The 12,491-nt window shown below is 64.3% G+C and carries 10 protein-coding genes; 1 reads left to right on the top strand and 9 read right to left on the bottom strand.

Features of this window, described 5'->3' with window-relative positions:
* Positions 1-81: 81 nt before the first annotated feature.
* The 9 genes from ACRQFC_RS08185 to ACRQFC_RS08145 all read right to left on the bottom strand — a co-directional run bounded on the left by ACRQFC_RS08185 (position 82) and on the right by ACRQFC_RS08145 (position 10,902).
* Entirely contained in the window at positions 82-1,431 is a 1,350-nt protein-coding gene (locus tag ACRQFC_RS08185; RefSeq protein ID WP_284897159.1) for an N-acetylglucosamine-6-phosphate deacetylase, read from the bottom strand.
* On the bottom strand, positions 1,432-2,202 hold the full coding sequence (locus ACRQFC_RS08180) for a glucosamine-6-phosphate deaminase (protein WP_284897161.1): 771 nt from the start codon (positions 2,200-2,202) through the stop codon (positions 1,432-1,434). It lies immediately after the preceding gene.
* Positions 2,203-2,297: 95 nt separating this feature from the next.
* Positions 2,298-2,972: an N-acetylmannosamine-6-phosphate 2-epimerase gene (locus ACRQFC_RS08175; RefSeq protein WP_284889973.1), complete on the bottom strand. Its 675-nt coding sequence runs from the start codon at positions 2,970-2,972 to the stop codon at positions 2,298-2,300.
* Positions 2,973-3,067: 95 nt separating this feature from the next.
* Entirely contained in the window at positions 3,068-4,246 is a 1,179-nt protein-coding gene (locus ACRQFC_RS08170) for an ROK family protein (RefSeq protein WP_284897163.1), read from the bottom strand.
* A gap of 9 nt (positions 4,247-4,255) precedes the next feature.
* The gene (locus ACRQFC_RS08165) at positions 4,256-5,176 is read right to left on the bottom strand and encodes a dihydrodipicolinate synthase family protein (RefSeq protein WP_435734663.1); all 921 of its coding nucleotides are present in this window, start codon (positions 5,174-5,176) and stop codon (positions 4,256-4,258) included.
* 4 nt (positions 5,177-5,180) lie between these two features.
* Positions 5,181-6,053 (bottom strand): ABC transporter ATP-binding protein, encoded by an 873-nt coding sequence (locus ACRQFC_RS08160; RefSeq protein ID WP_087070239.1) that lies wholly within the window; start codon positions 6,051-6,053, stop codon positions 5,181-5,183.
* A 16-nt stretch (positions 6,054-6,069) separates the two neighbouring features.
* Positions 6,070-8,178 carry a dipeptide/oligopeptide/nickel ABC transporter permease/ATP-binding protein gene (locus ACRQFC_RS08155; protein WP_087070238.1) on the bottom strand — a complete coding sequence of 703 codons (2,109 nt, stop codon included), beginning with the start codon at positions 8,176-8,178 and terminating at the stop codon, positions 6,070-6,072.
* Positions 8,179-8,180: 2 nt separating this feature from the next.
* Positions 8,181-9,137 carry an ABC transporter permease gene (locus ACRQFC_RS08150; RefSeq protein ID WP_087070237.1) on the bottom strand — a complete coding sequence of 319 codons (957 nt, stop codon included), beginning with the start codon at positions 9,135-9,137 and terminating at the stop codon, positions 8,181-8,183.
* A 163-nt stretch (positions 9,138-9,300) separates the two neighbouring features.
* On the bottom strand, positions 9,301-10,902 hold the full coding sequence (locus tag ACRQFC_RS08145) for an ABC transporter substrate-binding protein (protein WP_284889970.1): 1,602 nt from the start codon (positions 10,900-10,902) through the stop codon (positions 9,301-9,303).
* Between the two features lie 302 nt (positions 10,903-11,204).
* On the opposite strand from ACRQFC_RS08145, the gene ACRQFC_RS08140 reads away from it, so the two are divergent.
* Entirely contained in the window at positions 11,205-12,221 is a 1,017-nt protein-coding gene (locus ACRQFC_RS08140) for a FadR/GntR family transcriptional regulator (RefSeq protein WP_284897165.1), read from the top strand.
* Positions 12,222-12,491 lie beyond the last annotated feature (270 nt).

Genomic DNA, 12,491 nt, shown 5'->3' with positions numbered 1-12,491 from the left:
GACGGCCAAGGTATGCCATACCGGAGCCTCACGGAGTTCCGGCGTAGAAACTCCCGTGCTCCTCGGCGTGGAACTCGAAGGCTAGGAGTGGGAGATTTCCACTCCCTCGCGGACAACCGCCAGCGGGGTCATCGCCTCATTCCAGGCGACCAGATTGACCGGCTTGCCCGGGGTGAAGTCCACCGTGACACCGGGAGCATCCCAGGCGCCACCGGCGTAGACCGGCCCGGCCACCGTGGCCCGCACCAGCTGCGGGAGCGTCAGCTTCCCGCGCCCGGCAAAGAGGGCCACCTGATCGGCCAGGACCGAAGCACCCCCGGCCAAAGTATCGGTACCTTCCAGGTAGCAGGCGCCGTCGCGCACTTCCACCGCGAGCCCGCCCAGGGTGTACTTCCCGGGAGGCATACCGGCAGCGGCCAGGGAATCCGTAACGAAGAAGGCCCCGGGAATACCCAGCTCGGCCGCACTCGCGGCCCCGAGATCCGGCTCATCGAGGTAGGCCACCACATCCTCGACGAGGTCGGGATGCACGTGGTAGCCGTCGGCAATCACTTCCGCGCTGATGAAACCGCGGCGCGCCGCCTGAATGTACTCGCGGATCGGGCCGGGAGCCCGGTGCGTAAAAGCGGTCATCGCGTTGAAGAGATGCGTGACGGTTTGTGCGGCTTCCTGCCCGACGGCGCTCCCGCTGCCATCGCCAAGCACCGCCAGCGGCGTGTACCCGTGCCGCCGCGCTATCTCCAGGGTGCGCGCGATTTCGGCCCGGGTGACCGCGCCATCCCCGTGGGAATGCCCCCAGGACGGCTTGCCGCCATATTCAAGCAGCAGCTCGGCGGCGCGCTGGGCGCCCTCCGCTTCCGGGGCCACCGTCATCGTCTTAATCCAACCGCGCCCGGCCTCCAGCCAGGAACGCAGCTCGGCCTCGTCCACCGCGCGGATCACCTCGGGGTTCTGCGCCCCGCACTTCTCCCGCGAAATATACGGGCCCTCCAGGTGGATACCGGCCAGCTCTCCACGCTCGCAGAACGGCACCAGCGCCTCGATCTGCGGGAGCGGATCCGCCAGCGACACCAGGGAAGCGAACATCGCCGTGGTCCCCCCGCGCTGGTGAGTGCGGATCGCGGTCGCGATCTCCTCCTCCGCATAGTTATCCGGGAAGGCGAAGCCCCCACCACCATGGCAGTGAATATCCACGAGGCCCGGAGTAATAACATGCGCCCGGCGCACCCGCGGATTATCCGCGCCCAGCCCGAAAGCCTCCGCGGCCCGAGCTTCGATCCCGCGCGACTCCCGTTCCGCCGCCAGCCCCGCGGTTACCGCGGCGGCCTCCTCAGCGGTGAGCAGCCGAGCCAGCGTACCGGCGTCGTCGATCTCAATACCGTACCCAACCTCGCGGCCGTACCCGTTGAGAACGCGCCCCAGGTAAAACACTTAGATCATCTCCCAACGCGCGCGGTACAGGTCCGTCAGCTTGAGCTGCGCGGCGGCCGCTTCGTCCAGGAGCACGGTGACATCCGGGTGCATCTGGATAATCGTGGCGGGCCAGAAGGCGCTGATGGGGCCTTCGCACAGCTCGCGCACCGCATCCGCCTTATTCGCACCGAAAGCGAAAAGCACCAGCTTCTTCGCTTCCATAATGGTGCCCAGGCCCTGGGTGATGCAGCGGGTGGGGACGGCCGCTTCGTCGCCGTCGAAGAACCGCGCATTATCCTTGATGGTTTGCGGGGCCAGCGCCTCCACGTGGGTGCGCGAGACCAGCGAGCCGCCCGGCTCGTTGAAGCCGATATGGCCGTCCGCGCCAATCCCGAGAATCTGCAGATCCACCCCGGCCGCGCCGATCTTCGCATCGTAGTCGGCGGCCGCGGCCTGCGGATCCGGGTTCTGCGCATCGGGCGTATTGAGGCCCTCCTCGGTCAGGCCGGTCTTATCGTCCCCCACGAGGTTGCGGCGCAGCACATTGCGGTAGGACTCCGGATGCTCCGGATCCAGCCCCACGTACTCATCCAGGGCAAAAGCCTTGGCGCCGGAGAGGTCAAATTCGCCGGCCGCGTGGGCCTCGCGCAGCGCCGCGTAGAGGAGATCCGGCGTGGAACCGGTGGCCACCCCGAGCGTCGCGTGCGCGTCACGCGCGAAAAGATCCTGGATAATGCGTGCGCCCTCGCGGGAGGCTTCTTCCGCGGTGGCGAAAATTCCGATATGCATGAGTTCGTCCTTTCCCGGGCGCGTTTCACGTGAAACGCGGCAGTGGTCAGTGCTCGCGGCCCCGCGCTTCGGTTGCGCGGGACCCTGGTGAAGTTTTAGTTTTCGACGGCCTCGCGGAACCACGTGGTGATCGTGGTTGGGTGCGTAATAGCAGTTCCGACGACGGCCGCCCAGGCGCCAGCTTCCATGACAGCCCGCGCTTGCTCCGGAGTGTGGATGCGCCCTTCGCAGACCACCGGGATCTCCGGGAATTCCGCGACCATCTGGGCCAGCAGGTCAATATCGGGACCGTCGGTCTTCGGGCGATCCCCGGAATAGCCCGCCAGGGTGGTGCCGAGGATATGGCAGCCGGCCTTGGCCGCCGCCCGGGCATCCTCAATCGAGCCGCAGTCCGCCATGACGAGCGCGCCGTCGTCCAGAAGAGCAGCCACGGTTTCCGCGAAGCTCAAGCCGTCCGGACGCGGGCGGGACGTGGCATCGAGGGCCACAATATCGGCGCCGGCGCTGATGCAGGCGCGGGCGTGGCGCAGGGTCGGGGTGATGAACACACCTTCGTGGCCCTCTTTCCACAGGCCGATGACAGGCACTTCCACCTGGCCTTTAATCGCGGAAATATCCGCCAGGCCCTGGCAGCGAATCGCCGCCGCTCCCCCGCGCTCGGCGGCGAGGGCCATCTGCGCCATCGTTTCGGGGTGGCGCAGCGGTTCACCCACGTACGCCTGGCAGGACACGACGAGGTGCCCGCGGAGAGATTCGATCATCGGATGCACGGTAACTCCTAAGTTATAACGAGAAATGCAGAGGTGTAGTTATGCGGTTCGGTGCGCTTGGGGCGCGGTCCGGGCCGGCCGTAGCGTGCGCCGCGCTAGCCCGCGGTGTGCAAGAAGTGAACGGCCGCGCCGATCAGCGGGGCCTGCGATCCCAGGCTACCCTCCACAATCGGGGTCGCGGCGGTGCCCACCATGGCATCGCGCCGGTAGCCCTCGCGCAGCGCGTCCATCCAGAACTCGCCCACGTGAACGAGCGAGCCGGAGAGGATAATAACGTCCGGGTCGAAAGAATTCGCCAGCCCGCCCAGGGTCTGCCCGAGCGCAAAAGCACCGTCCGTGAACACCTCGCGCGCGAACATATCGCCCGCGTCCACGAGGGCTTTCAGTTCCCGGCCTCCACGTACGACGACGGGGCGCTGCGCGCCCGGGGCCCGCAGGTAGGCACTTTCGGGAACATCGGCGATCCCGGTGAGGGAAGCCGCTGCCGCGGCAGCGTAACTCGCGCCCTCCACGTGGGCTTCGGCCTGGCGCTTGGCGTAGAGGCGGGCCGCACCGCTGCCCGAGGCCACTGATTCCACGTGGCCATCGCGCCCGCAGGAGCACACCAGCCCGGCGGCGTAGGGATGGTGAATATGGCCGAAGTGGCCGGCCACCCCGTGCGCGCCGAAGAGGATGCGCCCGTCGATCACGGCCGCGCCGCCCAGCCCGGTTCCCACCGCGATCACGAGTGCGGTACGCGCGCCGGCGCCCGCCCCGTAGGTTGCTTCCCCGAGTGCGTGCCCGTGCACGTCATTGAGGACGCGCACCGGCAGGCCGCAGCGTTCGGCAAGATGGGGGCCGAGGGGCTGACCGCCCCAGCCGGGCATGGTGTCCGTGGCGGAAGCGATGCATCCGCTCTCCACGTCCACCACCCCGGCGCTGGCGATAGCAATTCCGCGCACCGGCGTTCCGGCGGCGCTGGCTGCCTCGATCTGGCGTTCCGCGAAATCCGCGATATCCGCCAGCACGCGCGCTCCGCCGCGCCGCGCTTCGGTAGGAATACTGGCTTCGAGGGAGATGCGCGGGGCCGGGAGCGCGGCGGGCTCCACGCCCGCTCCACCCGCGACCGGGATACCGGCCGCGCGGTCAGCGCCCGCGTGACCGGCGCCCGCGCCCGCGGCACCGCCCGGGGCGGTGGCCGCAAAGGTCACCACCGCCCCCGCGATTTTGGTTCCCCCGATATCCAGCCCGAGCAGCGAGAACTCAGACCCGGGCTGGAACGGTGCTACCTTCATGAGTGCTCCTTAGAGCAGCCCGCAGCTGGCGAGCACGCCGCGAATAGCTTCGACGTTCTCACCTTCGAGGGCCTTGACGGGCCGCGGCATCTGGTTGGAGGCGATAACCCCCAGTTCCTTCATGGCCGCCTTGAAGGCGCCCACGCCACCCGCGAAGCCCTGCACGCCCTTGGGCACCATGACGATGCGCATGAGGTGGGCGAGCTCGTTCTGCAATTCGGCCACGCGAGCCCAGTCGCCGGCCTGCGCGGCATCCCACTGCTCCACGTAGGGGCGCGGTGCCACATTGGCCAGGCCCGGAACGGAGCCGTCCGCGCCGCCCATGTAGGCGCCATCAACAACCACTTCGTGACCCGTCAGGATGTTGAGCGGCTTACCGGCGGCCTTGTTCTCCTCCAGCAGGAAGCGGAAGTTAACGTCGTCGCCAGAAGAATCCTTGACGCCGGTCAGCACGCCTTCGCTCCCGAGGCGCATGAGCAGGTCAATGGAGAGCTTCTTGTGCACGCACACCGGGATGTCGTACGCGAAAAGCGGCAGGTCCACGGCATCGCGGATGTAACGGAAGTTCGCTTCGATTTCCGCTTCCCCACCCAGCGCGTAGAACGGCGCGGTGGCGACGATGCCGTCCACCCCGATGGACTGCGCGTCGCGCGCGTGCTCGATCATGCGCTCGGTTTGCATATCGATAACGCCGGCGAGCACCGGGACGCGCCCGTTCGCAACTTCCACCGCGGTTTCGAGGATTTCACGACGACGCGCATCGGTGCTGAAGACCACTTCGGAAGTCGAACCGAGCACAAACAGGCCGTGCACTCCGGCATCGAGCATCCGGTTGAGTGAGCGCGCGAAGGATTCCTTATCGAGTTCGCGTTCGTCGGTCAGCGGCGTCACTGTCGGGGGGATAACGCCGCGGAAACGAGGATCTGACATGGGACTATGCCTCCAATTTCGGATGGAGCAGCGACGGCGCCGCTGCCAAAAGTGTTCTCGTGTAGTCATTTTGCGGATTGTGGAGCACGTCCTTGGCGTCTCCCCATTCCACGATCTCTCCGTGATTCATCACCGCGATCTTGTCCGATACGTAGCGCACCGTCTGAATATCGTGGGTGATGAAAACCATCGCCAGCCCCAGATCCCGCTTGAGATCGGTGAGCAGGTTGAGGATCTGGGCGCGCACGGACACGTCCAAGGCCGAGGTGGGTTCGTCCGCGATAATCGCGTCCGGGCCCACGGCCAGCGCACGGGCAATAGCCACGCGCTGGCGCTGCCCACCGGAGAGCTGCCCGGGCAGCGCATCGAGCGCCGATTTAGGCAGGCCCACCATGCCGATGAGGTCCTTGACGCGCTCGTAGCGTTCTTCGCGGGTGCCGATCTTGTGGACCGTCATCGGGTCGAGGAGCTGGTCACGCACCGTCATGCGCGAGTTGAGCGCCGTGGCCGGATCCTGGAACACCACCGAGACCACGCGGCCGATATGGCGGCGCTGGGCAGCGGTACGTTTCGTGACTTCTTCGCCCTTGAAAAATACCTGGCCGCCCGTGGGTGACTGGAGTCCGCACATCACATTGGCCGTCGTCGACTTACCGGAACCGGATTCGCCAACGAGACCGATGGTCTGGCCGGGCATCAGGGAAAGGTTGACGCCGCGCACGGCGCGCACCTTATTCGGATTGAAGATGGAACCGGTACGGGTGCGGAAGGTGACGTCGACGTCGCGCAACTCGATAATCGGCACATCGGAGAGGGCAGGCCGGTCAGCGGCGCGCGCGCCGGCAGCGTGACGAGCTTCGGTATCCAGAGTAGTCATGATCTTTCCTCCTTCGTCACTTCTGGGCATCCGGGCCGGCGGGAGCGCCGGCGCTTCCACCAGCGGCATCACCAGCAGTAGCAGCTGCGGCGCCGTTCGCGGTTTCGGCGGGGCTGGGCGCGCCCACCGATTCCTTGGGCACCAGGTTGGTGGTGGCCGGATCCGGAGCATCGGGCTGGGCGGCGTAGAAGTGCCACGTCTCGCCCACGCGTTTCATAATCGGGCGGGTGTCCAGGCCCACCGTCGGATGCGAGGACCGCGGGGCGAAACGATCACCCTTCGGGAAGTCGCGCGGCGAAGGAACCGTGCCGGGCACCTGGTGGAGCCGGCCGGCACCCGCTTCGATGGAGAGCACCGAGCCGAGCAGGCCACGAGTGTATTCGTGGTGCGGGTCGGTGAGCAGTTCCTTGGTAGAAGCCTGCTCCACAACCTGACCGGCGTACATGACGGTAATCGAGTGGGCCACTTCGGCAACGAGCGCCAAATCGTGGGACACGAAGACCATCGCGAAGCCGAGTTCCTTGCGCAGGCGGTTGAGAAGCTCCACCACCTGGGCCTGGACGGTTACGTCGAGCGCGGTGGTCGGTTCGTCCGCGATAACCAGCTTCGGGTCACGGGTGAGCGCCATGGCGATGAGCACGCGCTGGCGCTGGCCACCGGAAAGTTCGTGCGGGTAGGACTCCAGGGTCCGCTTGGGATCCAGGTCCACCAGCTCGAGGAGCTCTTCGGCGGTGCGGGTGCCCCCGCGGCTGGTCAGCTGCTTCATCTGTGCCTTGATGAGCATGGAGGGATTGAGGGAGGACAGAGCGTCCTGGTAGATCATCGCGATCTCATGCCCGCGCAGTTCATTGTGCTGCTTGGGGGTGAGTTCGAGGAGGTTCTGCCCGTTGAACATGATCTCACCGCTAATATCGGCGGACTTATCGAGCAGGCCCATAATCGCCAGGGAGGTAATGGACTTACCGCACCCGGATTCACCCACGAGGCCCATGGTTTCGCCGGCGCGCACATTGAAGGACACGTGGTCCACCACATTGACATCGCCGTGGCGCGGGAACTTGATGCACAGGTCGCGCACTTCGATAACCGGGGCCTCCTGCGAGGTGGGTTCGAAGCGGTCGGTGCGGCGTTCTTCCGCTTGGCGCAGTTCCTCCAGGCGCTGGACCAGCGCATCGTGCTGGGCGGCGTAAGCGGCCACCGGGTCCACGAGGAGGCGGTCCTCTTCGCGCTTGGCGTTCGCGTCCACGTTATCGGGAACGGCCGCGGCCTTCGGAGCCGCCACCATGGCGTCCGTGAGACCTTCGGAGAGGATGTTAAGGCAGAGCACCGTGATCATAATGGCCAGGCCCGGGAAGAGCGCCTGCCACCACCGGCCCAGAAGCACGCCGCCGCGAGCGTCGGCGAGGATATTACCCCAGGTGGGTGTGGGTTCGGCGATGCCGGCCTGGATGAAGGACAGCGAGGCTTCGAAAACAATCGCATCGGCCACGAGCACGGTGGTGAACACCATGACCGGGGCGATACAGTTGCGCGCCACGTGCTTGACGAGGATCCAGGGAGCCCGCGCGCCGGAAACGATGACCGCGCGCACGTAATCTTCACCGTATTCGCTCATGACATTCGCGCGCACCACGCGGGTGATCTGCGGAATGTAAAGGAAGCCGATCGCCATAATAATGACGGGCAGGGTATTACCGAATACGGAGACGAACACCGCGGCCAGCGCGATGCCGGGGAAGGACATGATGATGTCCATGCAGCGCATGATCACTTCGGAAATCCACTTGCGGGAGACCGCGGCCAGCGCACCGAAGATCGCACCGAAGAAGAGTGCGAAAGCGGTGGCGGCGAAGCCGATGACCAGCGAGTAGCGGGCACCGTAGATCATGCGGGAGAGAATGTCACGACCCTTTTCGTCAGTACCGAAGAGGAAATCACCGTTGGGTGCCTGACGGGCCACTTCAATGGCCTGCGGATCGTGCGGGGAAATAAGGGGTGCGAAAACGGCCGCGAGGGCGATGAGCACCAGAACGACGACGCACAGCTGGGCGCCGCGAGTCATATTGCGGAAACGCTTGAACCGGACGCCCGGGCGTTCCATCTTTTCCGTGAGTTTACGCCTCATATTTAGACCTCCCGGATACGCGGGTTGATCAGCACATAGAGCATGTCAACCACAATATTGACGACGATGAAGGCCAAGGCCACCACGAGGACCACGCCCTGCACCAGGAGGGGGTAGTTCTGCTGGACGCCTTCGAGGATGGCCATACCCATGCCGCGCAGGTTGAAGATAACTTCAATAACCACAGCGCCACCCATGAGGTAGCCGATACGCAGGCCGAGCACGGTCACCGGGGAGATAAGGGCATTGCGCAGCACGTTGCGGGACACCACCACGCGCTTGGGGATACCCGCACCGATAGCGGTACGCACGTAATCCTTATCCAGTTCCTCCACCATCGAGGTACGAATAACACGGGTGAGGGAACCGGCCACCGGGACGCCCAGGGCGATAGCCGGCAGCGCCATGCGCGCCAGCCAGCCGGCCGGGTCTTCACCGAAGGGCGGCAGGGCACCGGATGCCGGAAGCAGAGGCATATTGACGGAGAACGCCAGGATCATGAGGACGGCCAGCCAGAAGGACGGCGTCGCGATGAAGGCGATGGAGAAGACGCGGATGATCTTGTCGGGCCACTTGTCGCGGTAGAGCGCGGCGAGGACACCGAAGACGAACGCGAGAATGACGGCGATAATAAGGCCGAGGAAGGTCAGCTGCATGGTGATGGGGAAAGCCTCACCCACACGTTCGGCCACCGAAGCTTGGTTGGCGCCGTACGTGCCGAGGTCACCCTGCACGAAGTTGACGAGGAAGTTCCAGAACTGAGCGAGCCAGGGATCATTGAGTCCCATGGTGTCACGATAGGCTTCCAGGGCTTCCTGGGATGCGCCTTCACCGAGGGCCGAGTAGGCCGGATCGATCTTAGAGAAGGACATCAGGAAGAAGACGAGGAAGGCAACGCCCAGAACCATGATCGGGAGCACCAGCAGGCGGCGCCCGATGAGTCTGAGAAGGTTGTTCACTGCGATATCTCCTCGGGGCTGCGGTGCCCCGCGTTGAGTATAGGGGAGTATTTGGGCAAAGCTCGGGCCGGGGGTGGGGTTTACACCACCCCCGGCCCTCGCATTACCGTGTGTTCTTTGAGTCAGCGCCGCGCGTGTCGTCAGCGCTGATTCACGGGATTATTTACTTTCCAGCCGCGGAGCCAGCGTTGATGAAATCAAGGCCGGTCGTCGAAATCGGGGAGAAGTTGGTGACCTTGTCCGGGTAGTACGCGGTCAGCATCTGACGGTGGAAGAGCGGGTAGAGCGGAACTTCTTCGGCAACGAGGTCGAAGGCCTTGTTCCATTCCTGCTGCTGGGCGTCGCCTTCAAGGGTGACGGCCTTGTCCATGTACTGATGCAGTTCCTTGAACTTCTCGGAGCCGCCCCACTGGGTGCGCTTCTTGGTCCAGGTGTTATCGCCGTACCACCAGCTGAGCAGGAGGTCGGGGTCCTGACCGAAGACCGAGGGGTCGCCGGGAGCCAGGGTGACATCGAAGGTCGGGTTGTCCACGTCCAGGTTATTGGCGTAGAGAGCCGAGGAAGCCTGGGATTCGATGGTCGCGTTGATGCCGACGGCAGCCAGGTCGTTCTTGATCTGGGGAGCCAGGGCGGTGATCCACGGATGATCGGTGGTCAGCAGCTTGATGTCGAGGTTCTCAACACCGGCTTCCTTGAGGAGTTCCTTGGCCTTTTCCGGGTTGTAGGTGTAGACCGTGGAAGCTTCGTGGAAGTTCGGGTGGTTCTCCGGGAGGAAGGACTTGGCGGCCTTCGCGTTGCCCGAGAGGGCGTTGGAGATGAGCTTGTCGGTGTCAATGGCGTAGAAGAACGCCTGGCGTACCTTGTTGTTATCGAGCGGAGCCTTCTTGGTGTTGAAGAGCAGGAAGGGCAGGTTGAAGCCCTGAACCGCGTCGATCACGCCGCCGGCGCCCTTGATCAGAGCTTCGGCATCGGCCGGGGCAGCTTCGATAACATCGACGGTGCCCTGCTGGAAAGCGGTGGTACGAGCGGTGTCGTCCTTGAGGATCTCCCACTGCATCGCTTCCGCGGTGGCCGGGAACTGGCCGTTGTAGTTCTCATTCGGGGAGAACTTGATGTGGGCGCTGGTGATCTCGTCGTACTTCCACGGGCCGGTACCCACGGGCTTGGCGGTCAGATCATCATCGCTCATCGAGGCGGGAACGATCTTGACGAGGGCCAGGCGCTCCTTGACCAGCGAGAAGGGGTGCTTGAGGTTGATGGTGACGGTCGTGTCATCCTTCTTCTGCACGTTGTCGATGAAGCTCAGCATCGGCAGGTAGATATTGCCTTCAGCGGTGGACCGCTCGAAGGACTTGACCACATCGTCCGTGGTCACCGGGGTGCCGTCCGAGAACTTCGCGCCATCACGCAGCGAAACTTCGTACTGGGTATCGGTCACCTTAGTGGGAGCATCTTCCTTCGCCAGGGCGCGGTAGGGCTTGTAATCGTGGTAATCCAGTTCGTACAGGCCCTCCACCACGTGCATATTCGCGCCGGTTGCCAGCGCGGACGAGGTGGACGACGGATGGTAGTTATTGGATTCGTAGGCGGCCGCCGCGCGAATGGTGCCACCCTTTGCCGGCTGTCCCGAGGGAACTGCGGCCTTCTCGGGTGCATCTCCACCGCTCTTGCCGGTGTCAGATCCACCGCCACCGCAGCCGGACAGCGCCAGCACACCAGCGGCCAGCACGGCCGTGGCCTTGGCGCCCCACTTCATGCGTGTCATTGAAGTGTCCTCTCCTTTGAGTTCTTCCGGAAATTCACTGCCGAATTTCCGCTATTTTTTCGCGTGCGACAACCATCTTTAGCGTCGCGTAGCTATGACTCTAGATTGTCTGACAACTTTGTGCAAGCCCGATATCTGGCTTGTGAGCAAACTGTGACCAATTTGTGATGAACCTGAGATATGGGTGCGTGGGCAGCTGTGCGGCGTCGTCGTTCCTGCACGAGACCACGCGTAACGTGACCCTATTCAATATTCCTGCGCACATCTTTTGAAAACATCCGTTTTCCGATACCTTAGGTGTCATGATGCCCGACGACGCGCAGTCACATGCCACGCAGGGCGCTATGCGGGTCACCGGCGGCCACCCCCGTTCCGGCTCGGATCGCGCCGATTTGGTCATGGACGCTTTGAAACAGCGAATTATTGAAGAACGCCTGCAACCCGGCGCGAAGCTCCCCACCGAAGCGGAGCTGTGCCGCGAGCTGGGGGTCTCGCGCTCCTCGGTGCGCGAGGCGCTGTCCAAGCTAGCCGCGCTGGATATTGTCACCTCGCAGCGCGGGAAGGGCACCCAGGTGGCGAATATGTCCCTTTCCCCGCTGGTTGAATCCTTGCTGCTGCGCTCCTCCGCGCGGGCCGGTGCGGGCACGGGCGCGGTGGAGAGCGTGGCTCAGCTGCGCGAATACCTGGACTTGGGGATGGCGGAAGGTGTGGTGCGGGCGCTGTCGGGCACCCATCACGATAATCTGCACGACATCGTGGCGCGGATGACCGAAAAAGCGCTGCGCGGGGAAAACTTCCAGCACGAAGATATTGAGTTCCATATTGCGATGACGTCCGCGCTCGATAACGAGGTCGCGTTGGAGATGGTCACGGCACTGTGGGTGGTGCATTCTATTGCGCTGCGCGATTTAAACGACGACGTCGACGAACTTCTCCTAGAAACCGCTCAGGCGCATAAACGTATTATTCAGGCCGCCGAAGATGGTGATATTTTCGCGTATCGCGGGGCGGTCATTGACCACTATCGGCCCCTCAATATGATTATTGACCGCCACGAAGCCGCCCAGCAGCGGGCGAATTCCGGGAGTTCGGAGGGTTCCGGGGGAAGCGGCGCGGGAAGTGCGGAAAGTGTGCTCGGAGATTGTGGGGATCCGGAAGCGCCGCCGGAGACGCTGACCGCTCAGGCCGCTGCCCAGCAGCGCGAGGCTGAGCGTGCCGAACGAGCCGAGCGCGCCGCGGATATTGCCGCGCGGGCGCAGCGGGCCGCCTCCTTTGCCGATATTGCGGATCCGACATCGCGGGTTTCCGGGGTGTTGTGAGGCGGGAGCGCAGTAGTCACGTGAGTGCGGTACCCATACGAACGGGGCGCTCGGATGAGCGCCTTGCCCGAACATCCACGCGCTTCTCGCATTTACTGGAATCCGACACCTGGAACGGTTAGACTGAAGCCAATAGTTCAGCCCGCCTCGACTTCGGTCGGGAGTGGGCTGGAGCTCTTTTTGCGGGCCGGTACCCGGGTTAATAGACAAAAAGTGGGTCTAATGACGGCGTGTCGTTGGCTTGGATCCGGATCAGATCCGTACGAATCG

The sequence above is a fragment of the Actinotignum inguinis genome (assembly GCF_051265835.1).
GTDB lineage: Bacteria > Actinomycetota > Actinomycetes > Actinomycetales > Actinomycetaceae > Actinotignum > Actinotignum timonense.
Note: the sequence above shows the minus strand (reverse complement) of the source record. Positions and strands in the feature narration are given on the sequence as shown.